Source organism: Brachyspira hampsonii (assembly GCF_002214805.1).
In the GTDB taxonomy this organism is placed as follows: Bacteria; Spirochaetota; Brachyspiria; order Brachyspirales; family Brachyspiraceae; genus Brachyspira; species Brachyspira hampsonii.
This window is the reverse complement of the sequence record NZ_CP019914.1, coordinates 941057-958852: the sequence shown is the minus strand read 5'-3', so window position 1 is coordinate 958852 and position 17796 is coordinate 941057. Positions and strand designations below refer to the sequence as shown.

The following is a 17796-nucleotide window of genomic DNA, read 5'->3' as shown; positions in this document are numbered from 1 at the left end:
TTATGTTACTTAATATATTTATATTATAAAACACATACATCTTTTTGCAATAGATATATAGAATTTATTAATAATTAATTTAAAAATTATCCGTTAATAAAAATTTAGTATATATGAGAAATACAGTATTTTTATATATGATTATTTTTTTATAAATTTTTTAAATTTGCTTGCAATTATTGAATAATAATAGTATTATTAATAGAAGTTAATATATTAAGGGGTTGTATAATGCTCAAGAAAATATTTATCGTAACATTAATGTTTGCATTTTCTTTATCATCTGTTTTTGCTCAAGATACTGCTGCCACAACTACTGCCGATACAGAAACTACAGGCAATAAGCCAAGAGAACAATTAGCTCAAAATTTTGTGGATGCATTGGCTGCTCAAGATGAAAAACTTTTAATATCAGCTATAGAAGGCGGCAGTCCTCAAGTTAAAGCTATGTGCTTCAAAGCTTTAAGTGAAAAAGGTGCTAGTTCTGAAACTCTATTAGAAGCAATTAACAGATATGTAAGCTATGGTTTAAATGCACCTAGCAGTCAAAATTCTGATTCTATGGTTCGTTATCAGGCTTTACAGGCTGCTAAAGCTGCTAAGTCAGAAACTTCTGTAGAATATATATCACAAATGTTATATTCTGAACAAGAAACTTCTAATATTATAGCTGCTGCTCAGGCATTAGGCGAAATAGGAAGTCCTAAAGGTGTAGCTGCTTTGCTTTTCCAATTAAGATTAGCTAAAACTCAGGCTATAGTTTATGAAGTTGCTGTTGCTTTAGGTAAAATAGGTGATCAGGCTGCTTTAAGTGATTTAATAGATTTAGCTCAAAATGATCAATACTTTGTAGTTGTTAGACAAGCTGCTGTTGATGCTATAAAAAATATTAAACCTTCATCAGATAGCGGAAATAACAATACAACTACTACTACTGATACTGCAGCTCAGTAATATTAGTTAATAAAAACATTAATTTAATTTAGAATAAAAAAAGTCTGTCTAAGTAGGCAGGCTTTTTTATTTATATAATTTTTAAGTATTGATGATAATTTTTTATTACTGAAAAAATATTATTTTGCGATAATATATAATTAAAATATATATTGATAAATTATAATTTTACTGTAGAATATAACATTCTTTTGTTGTAATTAATATTTAAAGGATTTTTAATGATCAAAGTTGATAATATAGTTAAGTATTATGGAGAACATATAGCATTAAAAAGAGTATCCTACACTATAAACAAGGGAGAAATAGTAGGTTTTTTAGGTCCGAATGGAGCTGGCAAAAGCACCATGATGCGTATAATTACAGGTTATCTTCCTGCTACAAGCGGATATGTTTATTTAGATGATTATGAGGTTTACGACAATCCTATAGAAATTAAAAAAAGAATAGGGTATATGCCTGAAAATGTTTCTCTATATACTGAAATGACAGTTATAGATTATCTTAGATTTTGTGCAAAACTTAAAGGCATACCAAGAAAACATATAAAAACTGCTTTGGAAAATACTATAGAAATAACAGGACTCACAAAATACAGAAATAGAATAATAGGGCATTTATCAAAAGGTTATAAGCAGCGTACAGGAATAGCACAGGCAATAATACATGATCCTGAAGTTTTGATATTAGATGAACCTACAAGCGGTTTAGACCCTAATCAATTAATAGAAGTTAGGTCTTTAATAAAAAGTTTAGGCGGAACAAGAACTGTTATACTTTCTACTCATATATTAAGCGAAGTTGAAGATACTTGTGAAAGGGCTTTAATTATAGACAGCGGAGAGCTGATTGCTGAAGACACAATAGAAGGTTTAAAAATGGCTATGGATAGAGAAATATTAGGAGGTAATATAGAACTTAAAGTAGCTGACAGATATAATGATGCTCTTTTATGTGTTAGGGAAGTTAATGGAGTTATTCAGGCAGAAGCTAATTCTTATGGGGATATTCTTATTGAATGCGAGAGAGGTAATGATTCTAGGGCACAAATAGTTAAGCATTTAGTTAATAATAATTTTGATGTTCTGGAGATAAGGGCTAAAGAAAGATCGTTAGAAGAAGTATTCATTTACTTTACAGATAAGAAGAAAAATGAGGATTTTGATAAATCTAAATATATCAGAGATGCTGTATTGAATGCAGAAAATAATAAAGAATAAATAATTAATTAAGAGGTTAAGATAAATGAGAAATATATATGTTGTATTTTCAAGAGAAATTCAATCTTTTTATGTATCGCCATTATATTATATATTAGGATTTATATATCTTGCTTTGACAGGATACTTTTTTACTATAGAAATCTATTATAGCAGACTTGCCGTTATGGAAAATACTATGTATAATATTGGATTTTTTACAATATTATTCCTTTCTATTCTTTGTATGAAACTTATAGCAGAGGAAAGGGCTTCCGGAACTTTTGAACTTATAATGACAGCACCAATCACTTCATTACAATATGTTTTAGGAAAATATTTATCTGTATTGGTTGTATATGCTTCACTTCTTGTGATGACTTTTGTTTATCCTATACTTCTTATGGTATTTGGCAAGCCTGATATTGGAGTAATATTCAGCGGATATTTGGGATTATTTCTTTTAGGTACTGCAATACTTGGACTTGGACTTATTGCAACAAGTATATCTAAAAGTCAGTTAGTAGCTGCTATTTTGGGTGTTTCTATGGGAATATTTGCCTATATAATAAATTGGCTTAGTGAAATGTTTACAGGAGCAAGCAAGATATTGAATGCTATTTCTATAACAACATACTTTTCTGATTTTACTAAGGGTATGATAGATATACAGAATGTTATATTCTTTTTAATTTGGGCTGTTGCATGTATATCAATATCTACTATGTTTGTAGAATCTTATAAATGGCAGTAATTTTATTTAAGAGGGCTTTACCAAAATGTCTGATATAGTTGAGTATGTGAAAAATAATGATATAGAGAATGTGAAAAAATGTTTGGAGTCTGATAATACTTTGGCAGATGCCAGAGATGAAGAATCTAAATTTACATTGCTTATGATTTGTTCTAAGAAAGGTTATTTTGATATAGCCAAACTTTTAGTAGAAGAAGGTGCTAATTTAAATTCAAGAAGCAGAACAGGAATAACCGCTTTAATGTTCGCATGTGCTGAGAAACAGGTGAAAATAGCTGAGTATTTAATAGATTCTGGGGCTGATGTTAATTTAAGAGATAAACCTTTATTTTCAGCTCTACTTTATGCCTCTCTAACAAAAGAGCATGATATAATAAGGGCATTGATTGAGGCGGGTGCTGATGTTAATGCTAAGAATTTCAAACTTGTAACACCATTAATGTTTGCTGCTGGTATAAATGATATAGAAACAATGAAATTATTAATAGAAAATGGGGCAGATATAGAGCATAAAAATAAAGACGGTGAAAGAGCTTTAGAATTTGCTATTCGTAAAGAGCAGAAAGAAGCAGCAGAGTATTTAAAAACTGTTTCTAAATAATTTTTTTAAAACATATTCATTTATATGATTTTTAAAAACACAAATACTAGAAATAATTATACTTTCTAATATAAAAATAAAAGTAAATATTACATTTCCAAGATACACTTGATTATCTTTATCTATAAATGTATTTAAATCTGTGCCATAAGTATTTACATTGTATAAAAGCCTAATGATGAAATAAGTACTAATTAATATATTAATAGATACGAATGAAATAATATGAAGTTTATCTAATAGTTTTTCTTCTATATGAAAGAATCTAATCAAAAAAACATTTATCATTTTTATAAAATAGTATAATACAATAAATAATAATAATGTTATTAAACTTTGAGCGATTAGTATTGGGCTAAACATTACTATTTCAAACATAATTGTATTCATATTTTTATTATACAGCATGTTATTATTTTTTCAATTATAAAAAATATTTAACATAATTTTATATAATCCGTTATATATATTTATAAATTTATTGCGGATATTATTATGCAAAAATATTTAATTTTAATATTTATCATATTTAATGGTTTTTTATATTCAGAGTATATAATAAGCGACAATAAATATGATATCAATAGATATGAAGATAAAATTTTTATATATGTTCAGCAGAATAATTATAAAGGAGTAAAAGAGTTATTAGATAATGGAATTGATACCAATATACTTGACATTGATAAAATATCTCCTTTAATGATTGCTTCTTTTAACGGATTTAATGATATAGTTGATTTACTTATAAAAAATAATGCTGATGTAAATATAGTTAATAATTTCGGATATAGTGCTATTATGGCAGCAGCTGCCGGAGGACATTATGATATTTTTAATGTCTTATTAGAAAATGGTTCTAATATTAATCAAGTAAATAATGACGGAAACAATGTATTGATAGAGTCTTGTTTTTCCAAGAATACGGATATGGTTAAAAAAATATTAGAGTTTGACATTGATATTAATCATCAAAACAATATGGGATATACTGCATTAATACAGGCGGTTATAAATTATTATGAAGATGCTGTTAATATTTTATTAGACAATAATGCTGATATTAATATTGTTAGTAATGATGGTAAAAGTGCATTGATTTTTGCTGTTATAAGAGAAAATATTGATATAATTAATATTTTACTTAAATATAATCCTAATATTAATATTGGAGATAATGATTCAAATACGGCTTTAGATTATGCTTATGATACAGGTAATGAAAAAATTATTAATATGATTAGAGAATATTACGAGAATAATAACATTTAAAAAATACGATTAAGTTATCATATTTATTTCTTTTTATGAAATGCAATCCGATAAATATCTTACTTAATATCGGGATTTTTGCATGGAAATGGAAGAAGAACATAATTTTATAAAAAATGAAGAAAATTATGAACCTGAAATAGAAAAATCTTCTTCAAATGTTGTTATGTTAACAACATTGTTCCTTATTTTATTGATTGCCGGAATATGCTATTGGATATATAGTTCAAACACATATACTAAATTCTATTCATATAAAAATAATATACAGACTAATACTCAATTAAGCAATAAAAATGATATTCTAAATAGAAATAATATAAAGAAAAATTTAGATTATTTACTAGAAATAAAATATAAAGAATATATTGCCCCCCATGTTAATAGTTTCAATTCAATTATAGATAGAAGCGGACTATTAAATGTAGATACTAGAACTATAGCTATTATATTTGCAGGCACCGTATTTACTATTATTGCCTCTATGTTTTTATTTAGTGGGAATAAGTCTGAAGCATTAGAAAATGCTGATTCAGATGTTAGTTTTTTTAATAAAGACAACAATGATAATAACGAAGGTAAAAAAGATGAAAGTATTAATAAATTGGATGCATCAGGTGTTATTAATTCAATAGGTTTAGATAATGGGCAAAAAATTATTGATACAAATAATGATGGGGATAAATTAGTTTTGAAAAATGATTATTATAAATACAATAAGAATGGAGATAATTTATTTTGGAATGTTATAAAGAAAAATAAGAATGATGAAAATTTAGATATAAATGAATTATCCCTTATGGCTTTAAGAGAGGTTGAAAATGGAAATGATGATAATGCCATAAACATATATACGAAAATATTGAGTTTTGATGATAATAATACGGCTGTATTGAAAAGCAGGGCATTGCTGTTTAATAAAAAATATGAAGAAACTTCTGAAGATAAATATTTTGATGCTGCTTTAAAAGATTATAATAAAATAATAGATATTAATAGTTTTAATGAATATAGCAGCACAGACACTTTGAAAGACAGAGCAGTTCTTTATACTAAAAAATATCATTATACATCTAATGAGAATTACTTTAATTTAGCTTTAAATGATTATAATAGGATAGTTAGTGATAATAATGATAAAGATGATTTAAGCACATTACTTATATATTCAGATCTTTATAATGAAAAATATAAAAATACTCATGATAAAAAATATTTTCAGATGTCTTTAGATAATTATAATAAGGCTCTTACTATAGATGATAATAATACTTCTATATATATAAACAGAGGATGGCTTTATTTGACAGATTATAAAATTTATAAAGATATAGAAAGTTTAGATAATGCTGAAAAAGATATAAAGCATGGACTTACTTTAGAAAAGGATAATTTTTATCTTTTGAATAATGGCGGTATAACATCACTTTATAAATACAAATTAGAAAAACAGGTAAAAGATTTAAAGGAATCTGAATATAGCTTTTTAAAATCTATTAAGAATAATAAATCAAATTCTGTTTTAGCTGAAAGTTATTATTATCTATCATTGGTTTATGATGAATATGCAAAACTTACAACTATTACAGCTGAAAAGATGAAGGAATATACTGAAAAAAGCAAGTATTATTTTGAAGAATCAAGGAAATTAGGCTATTCTCCTGAGCCAATATCTAAATAAATTTTTTGTAATTTAGATAAATAATCAAATATTATTTTTGTCTATTATGCACAATATGGAACTTTAAAATCTATAGACTTTGAAATTTGGAAGATTAATGTCCGTTTACCCTGCTGCATATACCTTCTACTATAGTGTTATAATCTTTTGTATTTTCTATATTGAGAAGATGTCCTGCATTTTCTGCTATAAATAAATCTTTATCAGGGGCTGTTATTGTTTTATAGTATTCTTTTACAATAACAGTTGGTACCTGCCAATCATTAGCACCGCATATAAAAAATATAGGTATACTGAAATTTGTAAATTTACTTGTGTCATAATCAATTATATAATATATAAGATTTTTATTTAAGATTAATGAATTATTATTAAATATATCTTTAAATGAGTATATGGGACTTTGTTTAATTATTTTATTTAATTTATCATTGCCTTCATAATATCCGGCTAATTTATATTTTACTTGTATCTCTCTGAAATTTTTAAATATTTCAAATACATTATTTTTATTAATAATAAAGGGATAATTTTTTAATTTTTCTATTTTTTTGATATATTTCTGATTATTGCTTTTTTGCACAATATCATAACAATAATCGAATCCGGTTTTCTCTCCAATTTTAAAATTTACAAGCTGTCCCATACCAATATAGGCAGAAACTAAATTAGGAAATTTTTTTATGAATTCAATTCCTAAAACACTTCCCCAAGAATGCCCAAGCAAAATAGTATATTTAGAATTATATCTTAATTTAATATAATTAATTGTTTCTTTCAAATCTATAAGCAGTTTATCTATAGTTATATCTTTATCTTTTGATTTATTTCTTGCCTGAGTTTTTCCTGTACCTCTTTGATCATAGTACACTAAATTATAATTTTGAGTTTTTGAATGCATTTCATATAGAAAATATGCTTCGCTTTCTCCAGTACCTCCATGCAAAAACAATAAAGTTGTATCCGATTTTTTGGGGTAATGTATAAAATATTGTTCTATACCATTTATATTTACATATTCTTCAAAAAATATATCCATAATTTAGTATTATATAGAATAATAGTTATTATTACAATGATAAAAATAACTAATTAATTTTATAATAATACCGTTTGATTAATATGACAACATGTGTTATTATATAAAAATAGAATATAAAAATTAAGGGTTACAATGAAATTATGTAAAATATTAGCGGTGTTATTTGTTCTTTCTTATTCGGTATTTGCAAAAAGCGGATTAGAGCTTGGCGTTTTTGTTCCTATAGGTTTTAATGTAGGTATTCATTATTATGACAAAGCTCCATCAAGTTTAAATAATCAGCAGGCAGCTACATACAATACTTATGTTACAAATAATACAAGGACTTCTCATATTGGGTTTGATGCGGGTGCTTTATTTCAGGCAGGCTATAGACTAGAATTAAATGAAGAAATTAGTTTTAGTTTTATGGGAGAGCTTGGATACAGCAGAGACACTTTTAATTACAGATTGAAAGACAGTAAAACAGATGTTCCGGCACTTAAACAGCAGAATTATCGTTACTATACTTTTGACAGCCTTGTTATTGGTATTTTACCTAAAGTTAATTATAAAAGATTTTCTTTTGGTGTAGGCGTAGGAATGAAAATATTTTTATCCGGCACAATCAATAATTCAGGCTATAATCAAACATTAGATTATACAGCTGAAACTATAAAAATGATAGATATGAAAAATTACAAAGACTATTTTACTTCAAATATAATAGCATATTTAAAATTAACTTTAGATTATTCAGTATATACATCTAAGAAATTTGATATAGTTTTAGGAGCATATATTGATTATGACTTTGCTTTAAGATATCAGATAAAAGGCTCAAAAATCAATAATCAAATTGATGCCCCTATAGAAAATATATCAAGTGTAGATTTAGGTATACAAGTAGGCGTTAAAATAAGACCTATGAATTAATATTAAGTATTAAAAAAGTTGATAAAGAGAAAATTATGAAAAAAGTATTGAATATATTTATAATAATGTTTTTAAGCTGCCTTACTGTTTTTGCTAAAAGCGGTATAGAATTAGGAATATTTGTTCCATTAGGTTTAAGTATTGGAATAAATCAGTATAGTTTAACTAATAAAAATCCAACATCACAGCAGAAAACTCAATTTGAATCAGCAGTAAAACAGGTAAATAGAAAATCATCAGCGGGATTCGATGCAGGTTTTTTATTTCATATAGGATACAGATTTGATATAAATAAAGATTTTAGTATAAGTGTTTTAGGTGAATTAGGATATAATCATGATGAGTTTTCATTTTATAGTATGAGTGGGGATAAAAAAAATGAAAATAGTTATGTTTATATGTTTGAGAGTATGTCTTTTGGTATATATCCTAAATTTAATTGGAAGAAATTTGCATTCGGAGTGAATGTAGGAATTAAAGTGCCTCTATATGCCAGAGCTATGTCATCTTATATAAATTATGATGCTAAGAATATTGATAGAAATATAGAAAATTATAATGCATTTCAGATAAAAAATGTATTTGATGTGCCTATAATACCATATCTTAGAGTTTCTGTAGATTATGAAGTTTATACGGATAAGAAATTAGCATTAGTATTGGGTGGTTATATAGGAGGAGATTTTGGTATGTCTTTTAAAAATACTATATTAAATAATCAAAGTATAGCTAAAATAACAAAACAAACTATATCTAGTTTTGATATAGGTTTTCAAGTTGGCATAAGAATACTGCCTAATAATTAATTTATAAGGAGAAAAATATGGTAAAAAAATTATTTGTATTTAATTTGCTGCTGCTTGCTGTTTTAGGATGTAATAATAATGCATTAAAGCCTGATGATTTTAGTAAAGAAAGTATTGATAAAAAATACCCATATTGGCAGGTTGGTATAGAAAGTTTTGAGATAGCCAGTGAATTATCAAAATACACAACTATTACAGTTGATGAAAAAAAGTATATGTTAATATGTATGGCTCTTATCAGATTGGCAGTTAATACTGATGAGTTTGCAAGCCGTATAAAGGCTGCGGATGCTGAATTGGGTTCTTCTGTAAATGACAGCTATGACGGACAAGAACTTAAAGTAGGAGAAAAATATAATGCTCAAAAAGTTATAGATACTGTTCGTTCTCTTAAATATGATTTTGTATATAGAAAAATGAATACAGCAGCTGGGGTTGGTACAGGTGAAATGGGAAAATCAAGATATCTTCGTCATGGTCTTCAGCCTGAAAATCAAATACCTACAGGCAGATGGGTAGGATTCAGCAGCGGTAATTGGGGCAGTATAGATTCTGCTTTATTTGGCAACTATTCTACTTATATGGAAAGTCAGGCATACGCTAATACAGCAGGTTTAATGTTTCATGAACATATGCATAATATAGGTTTTCATCATGTAGGGAAATATAAAGTTCCTTATACTCTTCAGGGGGTAGTAACTGACATTTTAAATCAAATATTATGGAAAGATGCAATAAATGGGACTAAACCAAGTTTAAAAAATAAATATGAAAAACAAGTTAATGAGCTTATAGCTTATTATCTTACAGAATATAAATATTTATTGAATGAAGATACTGTTTTTGATCCTAGTCAAAAATAATAAAGTTAATTAATTATAATCTAAAAATATAAAAGGCTTTGATAATTATTTTAATTATTGAAGTCTTTTTTATAATTATCATTGCATAATATCATAGTTATAATGCCGACTATGCTTCCTGTGATAAGTGATAATATAAATACAGGTACTATTAAAAATCTTATATCCGGCAATTTAAATAAATATTTTGATAAAAAAGCCTGAGATAAATTACTTATTAAAGAACCGGCTAAACTCACACCGAATATAGAAAATATATTTTTAAAATAGCTCATTAGTTTCATTACTATAATTGATGTTATACCTCCGCATAATCCTAAATAAAAAGGAGGCGTTAATATATAAGCAAAAGCCAAAGCAACAGAAACATTCTTTATAAATATAAGAAGCAGCAGTTCTCTGAAAGTAAATACATCTACAACCATTAACACAATAACAAAAGAAAATCCTATTCTGAAATATGGTATAGGTCTTGGAAACATATTTTCAACAGCGGCAATAAATGATGATAAAAAAGCAAAAAATATTATATCGTATATTCTTCTTTTGCCTGTATGAGATTTTATATTTTCTAAAAATAACATAAATAATCCTATTGAACTATGGAATCTATTTCTATATTGTTCTCCATATTTTTTTCAAATCTTATAGATATACCATTTGGCATACATATTATAGGTGAATTTTTTAGTGCACCTGCTTTAATGCATAGTTTATCCCTGCATGGAGAGCTTTCAAACATGATTTGTCTATTGCTTATAACGATTTTTGATTCGCCTAATAAACCATTAACAGTGATTTCTCTGTCGGTATTTAAATCATATCTGAAAGATTTTTCATAAGTATCTATTATTATTTTACTGCTTTTATTTGAAATTAAGCTCTTAGCATAAAAAAATGAGAAAATAATTATAAATAAAAATATTAATACATCGCCGTATTTTAATCTTTTCATTATTTACTAATTTACCTTATTCATTAGATACATTATTTAAATTATATTCATTTGTACTTTCATTAGTATCTCTTTCTGTTATTTCAATATCAAAAAATGAAGGTTCTATTTTTAAGAGTCTGGTATGTTCAGGTATATTGGCTTCTACTGATATATTTGAATAAATACCTGCATTAGTTAATTCTTGCAAATCTATATATAATTTAATGTCATCAGGTGATAAATTTGACAGCATTACTTTATTGGCTTCTAAACTTATTTTATTTATTATAAGCGGATTAGCATTGTTTATTTTAAATTTTCCGTCTAGGTTGTCTATTTTAATTGCAATATTATTAAATTCTATTTTTTCAAGGTTTCTATTAAAGATGATACTAACATTTACTCTTGAAACATCAGATTTTATGTTTATAGGTAAATTAATTCTCGATATTGTAGAATAATCCAAATATTTACCTGTTATATCCACATTATAAGTGTTAATTTCATCTATAGATGATACTAAAGTTTTGGGACCTGATATTATAGTGTTGGAAGGATTTACTTTTATATCATCAATTGTAAGTCCGTAAGAAGTTTTTCCTATTATAGGTACTTTTATAGGCACTGTTTTATATGATAGTTCATCTAGTACTATAGGTATTTGACTAGGATTTACTGTAATATTCATTTTAGAGTAATCTATATCACCCTCTAAAAGGACTTCATACATATTGCTGCCTATAACAGCATTTGTAAGATCTATATAGGCACTAAATTCTGTAGGAAGTTCATAAATATTATCTTTAAATCCTTTTAATGTTATTGTAATATTTTCAGGTACATCATTTTCTATTAATAATCTTGAAGGGGTATTTTTTATTTCTATTTTTGTAACATAGTCTTTAGTATATTCTTTTTGATATCTCACGAATAGGAACAATAAAAATGACATTAAAAGGCATAGTAATTTAATACCTAATCTATTAGTTATACGAGCTAATATTTTTTTAAAGTTAAATTTACTTAAATTCGATGTTTTTTTACTTTTCATTTTTTTATCTCTAAAAGTTCCCCAAGCCTTTTATATAATTCTTCTCTATTTAAATTATATTCTAATATACCATTATGAACAATAGATACGCATTGAGTTTCCTCTGAAACTACAACCACCACTGCATCTGTTTGTTCTGAAATACCTAGTGCTGCTCTATGTCTAGTTCCTAGTCTTCTATTTTTTATTTGAGGCTCTATTTCTGTAAGCGGAAGATAAGCACTTGCAGCTGCTATTCTATTTTCCATTATTATGGCAGCACCGTCATGAATAGGATTATTCTTGAAAAATATAGCTTCAATAAGCTCTATGGATATGTCCGCATTAAGCTTTACCGCTCTATCAACTAAAGAATGAAGAGATATATTTCTTTGAAAGACTATTAAAGCACCATATCCTTTATATGATAAATTGAATGTGGCACTCAATATTTTTTGTATTTGATCTTCATCATATCTGAATGACTTTTTTAAAAATGCTCTTCCGCCTAATATTCTTAAAGCATGTTTTATTTCTGCTTGGAATATCACTACAATGGCTATAAGTCCTACTTGAAAGAATTGATCAAATATCCAAGATAATGTAGAAAGTCCGAATACTTTTGCTATTAAGGTTATAAAGAATAGTATTATAAAGCCTATTGCTATACTGTAAGCCCTTGTATTATACATAAGCATATATATAATATAAAATAATACAGCAACCAATATTATATCCAGACCATAAAAGAAATATCGCCAATTTGAAGTTGATATAAAATTATTTATTACATAAAGCATCGCTTTCTCATTATATCACAAATATATAATTTGTAAATATTTTATTAGTATGATAAAAAATTTTATAAGTATCTAATTAGAAAATAAATACTTGTAAAAACTATCAGGTTTTATATAAGGTTTTAATTCCTCAATATTTATATTTATAAAGCTATATTCCATCTTTTCTCTTGTAAAAAAGAAATGAATAGTTATAGAAGCATCAGTATTGAAATATATTTCAGCATAATTAAGAGAGGTTATATATTCATCAAAATATTCTCTGAAATTATCATTCTCATAATTGGGATTTTGTTCTTTTATCTTGTTTTTTAAAAAAGTTCTGAATTTTTCAGTGTCATATACTAAATTTCCTAAATAATTATTTATTTTTACCAATGAATCTATATCAAATATGCTTACAGAAGATTTATAAATCATATCATTTTCCAAATAGTATACATCATAATAATTGATAATAGAAAATATATTATTATCAAAGTAATCTGAAATAGATACAAATTGAGTATTATTCAAATTATCATCATTATATGTTTGCAGGCTTTTATCGAGATTATCATTCATATCAGAGATTAATTCATTTAATGCTGTATTTGTTAACTCGCCTTTATATATAGCCAAAGATTTATCTTCTATGTATATTGCCCCTATAGAACCGGTATTTTCTTTATACTCTTTTTCTATATATATTTCATAAAGACAATGAATAAATTTGATAGTTTTTATGCTGCATCCTGATGATTTATCATTATTTCTCCATTTACCATTTAAATTAACATATATTTCATTTTTTGAATTTATTATATCGTATAATTGATTTTCATTAAAAGTAAAAGCAAAAATTTCATTATTCGGAGTCTTTATAGTCATACCTTTTTTATCAATACTGCCTTCCAATTGTATAGCATTATTATTGCTTACATATTTATAATGCCCTTTTATTGTGCTGATTTTCCCTTCTATAATAGAATCAGGATTTTTTATTTTTATATGCATAGTTATAGGAGAGTTATCTATAGTTCCGTTAAATGTAAGAAGCAGGTATTTATCCGTATAAGTATTGTCTGAAATATTAGGATATATATTAATAGTCATCATAAATAATAATATTAATATATAAATCTTTTTCATAATAAATACCCTTAATTATTAAAATTTCATATTCTTATTAAAGCAAATTCGGTTTTTTTATTGATAAATTTAATTTGTAAATATAAAAATAATAAATTATTATATAAAAAATAATAAAAAACCTGCCTTACAACTTAAAATATAAGACAGGATTTTTATAATATTGATTGTTTTAATTTAACAGCTTATGTCAAAAATTAATTAAAAGCTTTAGGTCCGAATCTGAAACCTACTTGTAATCCTATATCATAAGTAAATAGCATTGAACTGTCATATCTTCTTACAGTTTGACCAGCAATACTTCCTTCCTCCAAAGTTATTTCAGTTCCTGAAACCATATCAACACCTGTATATAAACCTATATTCATAGCTATTTTATCAGTAAAGAATATTGAATAATCAAAAGTTATTTTACCATAAAAACCTACAGGATTTACTATTTTATATTTAGCATTATCTCCGCCCATTTTTCCGCTTTCCCCATTAAGTTCGCCATACATGCTTACAGCCATAGGAACTATGATACCGCCGCCTATACCTATAGAAAATGCATTAATATTGAATTTAGGTAATATACCAATTTTTAAATTATGTGTGTATGTAGATATTTTAAAACCATCAGGATATCTTCCAACAAGCGTACTAGCAGTGTCTTCATCCTTAGCACCTGGAACTTTAAATCCGTCAGTTACATTTGCTTGGTCAAAACTATATTGTCCGAAACTAGAATCAAAACTGTATCCTATTTCTCCTAAAAGGCTTATACCGAAATTATTTAATACCTGCCACATATATCCTACTTGAGCAGATACTCCTGTATCAAATCCTAATCCTGCCGGAGTTTTATAAAGTACATTTGCTGATTGATTCACTGTCCCAGAAGATGAAATATGACTGGAATAATAATTATCTATTGATATTGACATTCCTAACGGTACATTGAGTATGAACTCAAATCCGCTTGCTGCGAATGCCGATGTGCTTAATGCTGCTGCTAATACAGCTGTGAAAATAATTTTTTTCAAGTGTTTCATAAAAAACCCCTTATTAATATTTTTTATTTATAACAATTAAAGATTATTTTCCTTTAATAAGTTATGCTTGGTTAATATAAACTATATTTTGTTAATTGCATTTGAAGTATTAAGTTTTTTAAATACTTCAAAAATTATTTTAAAATTTTTTTGAATATGCTGTATTTTAAAATTAATTCTATATGGCGTGTATATTGTTCTTTAAAATTTTTGTAATAATGTTTTGTGAAATTATAAAGCTCTATATATCCTATGTCTGTTTTTTGATAGTTATTTTTTATTATTATTTTATAAATTGAATCTTCATCTTTTTTTGTTAGCTTTATAGGTTCGTATTCATTATTATTTTCACTATTGATTTTTTTTAATTCTTCTATATTTCTTTTGAAGAATAAAAAGTCATCATTAGAAATCCTATCTGTAAAGTATAAAAAAATTAATATTTTATCATTGAAAAAATTCGTATAATTCTTTATATATCTATTATGTTCTGTCTGATATTCAATTAATTTTTTATTTAAGTCAATATATTTTTCCAGATATGCATCATTTTTATAATCTTCATAAGAAAATACTTCAAATATTTTTATAAGATTTTTTTTATAAAATGTTTCTTTGTTTTCTAGTTTGAATCCCATATATAAATATTCTTTTTTTTCTTTCGTATCTTTTTTTAATGATTTATAAAGTTTTTTGTATGATTTTAAAAGTTCATTATGTTCATTTTCTGTAATTTTCTTATGTTTGAAATTGTCAAAAATGTAAAAAGGTATGAAGTATAATTTATAATCATAATATATCATTTTATCATTATCTTTTGATTTGTAATTTTGAATATTGTTATATAAGCATTTTATTTTGGCATTTATAATATTATAATAATTATTATCTTTGCTGTATAAAATATCTTTTAATTTACTCCTTTCAAGTTCAAAATATTCTGCTATTATGTCAAATAACTCAATTTCTTCTAAAGAATAAAAATAACCTTCTTTTCCTTTTTCTTCGCTTTTCAATTTATATGCAGGAAATACTGATTTTATATATTGACTTTGCTTTATTCTTTCTTTTATTCTTTTTATATATTCTTCGCTGTCTATTTTATTATTATACAATATATTGTAATATTCTATAAAGGCATCTCTGCTTAAAAAATATGTATATGATTTATTTATTATGCTGTTTATCTCATTTTTATTTATATATTTTATCTTTTCAGAACTGTCATAATCAAATATACCATTATTTTTTATGATTACTTTTCTTACTTTATAATCTTTATTAGTGTATTTTTCTCTTCCGGATACGCTTTCAATTATATAAATATTTTTACTAGCATTTATTATCTCATTCAAAGAAGAAATACATTTTTTTGAATCTTTATAATTGAATTCTATATTTTTTGTATTTATATCAAATACCATATTCTATAATCCCCATTATTATTTCTTCTATTCTTTGGTAATATTTGCTTTCTTTTTCAATATTATCTTTGGCTTTATTAAGATAATACAATGCTTCTTCTTTTAATTTATAATCCCAAAAAGATATATCATATAATTCATATACAGCAATTCCTTTAAGATAGAAATACCAAAAATCATTTTTCTCTTTTAAACATTCAATATATTCTAAAGCTTCATTGCATAAATTTCCTGCAATATGAAAATCATTTTCATATTTATAAATATCAGATAATCTTAAAGTATTAATTATTAAATTAATATTGATATTGTTATTAATTTTATTTTCGCATACATTTTTATAATATTTTACTTTGGTATAATTTTTATTGTTTTTATCCACTTTAGAAAATATTTTTAAAGCTTCTTCATAATTTTTTTTATTAAATTTTAATTTGCCGCTATTGTAGTAGCCTTCAGAAAAATCATTAATATCATCATCCACTTCAATATCCAAAAATATTTTTTCATCTCTCTCTAAATTATAATTGCACCAAGCTATGTAATGATCGCATTTTATTATATCTAAAGGCGAATCAAATTGATTTCTTACAAATATTTTCTGTGCCTTTCTGAAATCTTTTAAAGCTTCTTCATAATTTTTTAATGCATAATAAAGTTTTGCTCTGTTATAATAACTTTCAGCCTGTATTGAATTAATACTGATTGATTTATTGAAATCTTCCAATGCTTCATCATATATCTTAAGATTATATTTCAAAAATCCTCTTAGATTATAGACTTTATAATCATCATTATTTTTATTAATAAAAGAGTTATAATTTTCCATTATGTCTATATAATCATATTTCACTTTTTCTCTATTAAAATACTTTATATAGTTTTTTATTTGAGAGGAAGTTTTTAATATAAGTTTCTCTTTATCATAATAGGATAGCGGATTTTTAATGAAATTTTTTATATGTTTTTTTATTATAAAATTATTAGATACATTTTTTAAATATTCTATATCCAGCTTCATTAATCGTTCTAATTCTTTTGTATATTCATTATTTTTTGATTTATACATTTCTAATAATTTTTTACAGGTTTTATATCTATAGCAATATGCTAATAAATAATATTTATTTGATTTTATTGCTTTTGAAAAGTATTCAATAGATATTTTTAATTTATCTTCATCGTTTTCTAACTGCATTAAATAGGCAAATAGAACATATAATTTATAATATTTTAAATCTTCTTTTACTATATCAGATAATAATTTTTCGGATAATAAATATAGATTATTTTTATACGATTCTTTTATGTTTATTATTATATCTTTTATTTTTTTATTCATTTATTACCCCA

General features: G+C 25.1%; 19 protein-coding genes. 9 read left to right on the top strand and 10 right to left on the bottom strand.

The window, feature by feature from the left end:
- Positions 1 to 231 precede the first annotated feature (231 nt).
- The 4 genes from BHAMNSH16_RS03940 to BHAMNSH16_RS03925 all read left to right on the top strand — a co-directional run bounded on the left by BHAMNSH16_RS03940 (position 232) and on the right by BHAMNSH16_RS03925 (position 3508).
- On the top strand, positions 232 to 954 hold the full coding sequence (locus BHAMNSH16_RS03940) for a HEAT repeat domain-containing protein (RefSeq protein ID WP_008732196.1): 723 nt from the start codon (positions 232 to 234) through the stop codon (positions 952 to 954).
- Between the two features lie 221 nt (positions 955 to 1175).
- Complete coding sequence (locus tag BHAMNSH16_RS03935) at positions 1176 to 2174, top strand: ABC transporter ATP-binding protein (RefSeq protein ID WP_008732200.1); 999 nt, start codon at positions 1176 to 1178, stop codon at positions 2172 to 2174.
- 25 nt (positions 2175 to 2199) lie between these two features.
- Positions 2200 to 2907, top strand: coding sequence for an ABC transporter permease (locus tag BHAMNSH16_RS03930; protein WP_008732202.1), 708 nt, complete (start codon positions 2200 to 2202; stop codon positions 2905 to 2907).
- 25 nt (positions 2908 to 2932) lie between these two features.
- Positions 2933 to 3508 (top strand): ankyrin repeat domain-containing protein, encoded by a 576-nt coding sequence (locus tag BHAMNSH16_RS03925; RefSeq protein WP_008732203.1) that lies wholly within the window; start codon positions 2933 to 2935, stop codon positions 3506 to 3508.
- On the opposite strand, the gene BHAMNSH16_RS03920 is transcribed toward BHAMNSH16_RS03925, so the two are convergent.
- Positions 3488 to 3886: a hypothetical protein gene (locus BHAMNSH16_RS03920; RefSeq protein ID WP_008732204.1), complete on the bottom strand. Its 399-nt coding sequence runs from the start codon at positions 3884 to 3886 to the stop codon at positions 3488 to 3490. The two genes, BHAMNSH16_RS03925 and BHAMNSH16_RS03920, sit on opposite strands and share 21 nt — an antisense overlap.
- A 117-nt stretch (positions 3887 to 4003) precedes the next feature.
- Here BHAMNSH16_RS03920 and BHAMNSH16_RS03915 point away from each other — a divergent pair, with 117 nt between their 5' ends.
- Complete coding sequence (locus BHAMNSH16_RS03915; RefSeq protein ID WP_008732205.1) at positions 4004 to 4780, top strand: ankyrin repeat domain-containing protein; 777 nt, start codon at positions 4004 to 4006, stop codon at positions 4778 to 4780.
- A gap of 88 nt (positions 4781 to 4868) precedes the next feature.
- Positions 4869 to 6461: a tetratricopeptide repeat protein gene (locus BHAMNSH16_RS03910; protein WP_069731614.1), complete on the top strand. Its 1593-nt coding sequence runs from the start codon at positions 4869 to 4871 to the stop codon at positions 6459 to 6461.
- Between the two features lie 94 nt (positions 6462 to 6555).
- Here the strand turns inward: BHAMNSH16_RS03910 and BHAMNSH16_RS03905 are convergent, their stop codons facing one another.
- Positions 6556 to 7500: an alpha/beta fold hydrolase gene (locus tag BHAMNSH16_RS03905; protein ID WP_069731604.1), complete on the bottom strand. Its 945-nt coding sequence runs from the start codon at positions 7498 to 7500 to the stop codon at positions 6556 to 6558.
- Between the two features lie 135 nt (positions 7501 to 7635).
- On the opposite strand from BHAMNSH16_RS03905, the gene BHAMNSH16_RS03900 reads away from it, so the two are divergent.
- Genes BHAMNSH16_RS03900 through BHAMNSH16_RS03890 form a run of 3 tightly spaced genes read left to right on the top strand, consistent with a single transcriptional unit; the run spans position 7636 to position 10087 of the window.
- Positions 7636 to 8418, top strand: coding sequence for a hypothetical protein (locus BHAMNSH16_RS03900; protein WP_008731327.1), 783 nt, complete (start codon positions 7636 to 7638; stop codon positions 8416 to 8418).
- 35 nt (positions 8419 to 8453) lie between these two features.
- Positions 8454 to 9224, top strand: a complete 771-nt coding sequence (locus tag BHAMNSH16_RS03895) for a hypothetical protein (RefSeq protein ID WP_008731325.1) — start codon at positions 8454 to 8456, stop codon at positions 9222 to 9224.
- Between the two features lie 17 nt (positions 9225 to 9241).
- Positions 9242 to 10087: a hypothetical protein gene (locus BHAMNSH16_RS03890; RefSeq protein ID WP_008731323.1), complete on the top strand. Its 846-nt coding sequence runs from the start codon at positions 9242 to 9244 to the stop codon at positions 10085 to 10087.
- 50 nt (positions 10088 to 10137) lie between these two features.
- On the opposite strand, the gene BHAMNSH16_RS03885 is transcribed toward BHAMNSH16_RS03890, so the two are convergent.
- The 8 genes from BHAMNSH16_RS03885 to BHAMNSH16_RS03850 all read right to left on the bottom strand — a co-directional run bounded on the left by BHAMNSH16_RS03885 (position 10138) and on the right by BHAMNSH16_RS03850 (position 17785).
- On the bottom strand, positions 10138 to 10671 hold the full coding sequence (locus BHAMNSH16_RS03885; protein WP_008731321.1) for a Gx transporter family protein: 534 nt from the start codon (positions 10669 to 10671) through the stop codon (positions 10138 to 10140).
- Between the two features lie 8 nt (positions 10672 to 10679).
- Entirely contained in the window at positions 10680 to 11042 is a 363-nt protein-coding gene (locus tag BHAMNSH16_RS03880) for a NusG domain II-containing protein (RefSeq protein ID WP_069731605.1), read from the bottom strand.
- Between the two features lie 16 nt (positions 11043 to 11058).
- Positions 11059 to 12075, bottom strand: a complete 1017-nt coding sequence (locus BHAMNSH16_RS03875) for a CdaR family protein (RefSeq protein WP_069731606.1) — start codon at positions 12073 to 12075, stop codon at positions 11059 to 11061.
- Complete coding sequence (gene cdaA / locus BHAMNSH16_RS03870) at positions 12072 to 12854, bottom strand: diadenylate cyclase CdaA (RefSeq protein WP_008726839.1); 783 nt, start codon at positions 12852 to 12854, stop codon at positions 12072 to 12074. The genes BHAMNSH16_RS03875 and cdaA overlap by 4 nt, the downstream gene beginning before the upstream one ends.
- Before the next feature lie 72 nt (positions 12855 to 12926).
- A complete protein-coding gene (locus BHAMNSH16_RS03865) occupies positions 12927 to 13985 on the bottom strand; it encodes a hypothetical protein (RefSeq protein WP_069731607.1) in 1059 nt (352 codons plus the stop codon).
- 197 nt (positions 13986 to 14182) lie between these two features.
- Entirely contained in the window at positions 14183 to 15019 is an 837-nt protein-coding gene (locus tag BHAMNSH16_RS03860; protein WP_008732491.1) for a hypothetical protein, read from the bottom strand.
- Between the two features lie 134 nt (positions 15020 to 15153).
- Positions 15154 to 16443, bottom strand: coding sequence for a hypothetical protein (locus tag BHAMNSH16_RS03855; RefSeq protein ID WP_069731608.1), 1290 nt, complete (start codon positions 16441 to 16443; stop codon positions 15154 to 15156).
- Positions 16433 to 17785: a tetratricopeptide repeat protein gene (locus BHAMNSH16_RS03850; protein ID WP_069731609.1), complete on the bottom strand. Its 1353-nt coding sequence runs from the start codon at positions 17783 to 17785 to the stop codon at positions 16433 to 16435. Before BHAMNSH16_RS03850 ends, BHAMNSH16_RS03855 begins: the two co-directional genes overlap by 11 nt.
- Between the last annotated feature and the right edge of the window lie 11 nt (positions 17786 to 17796).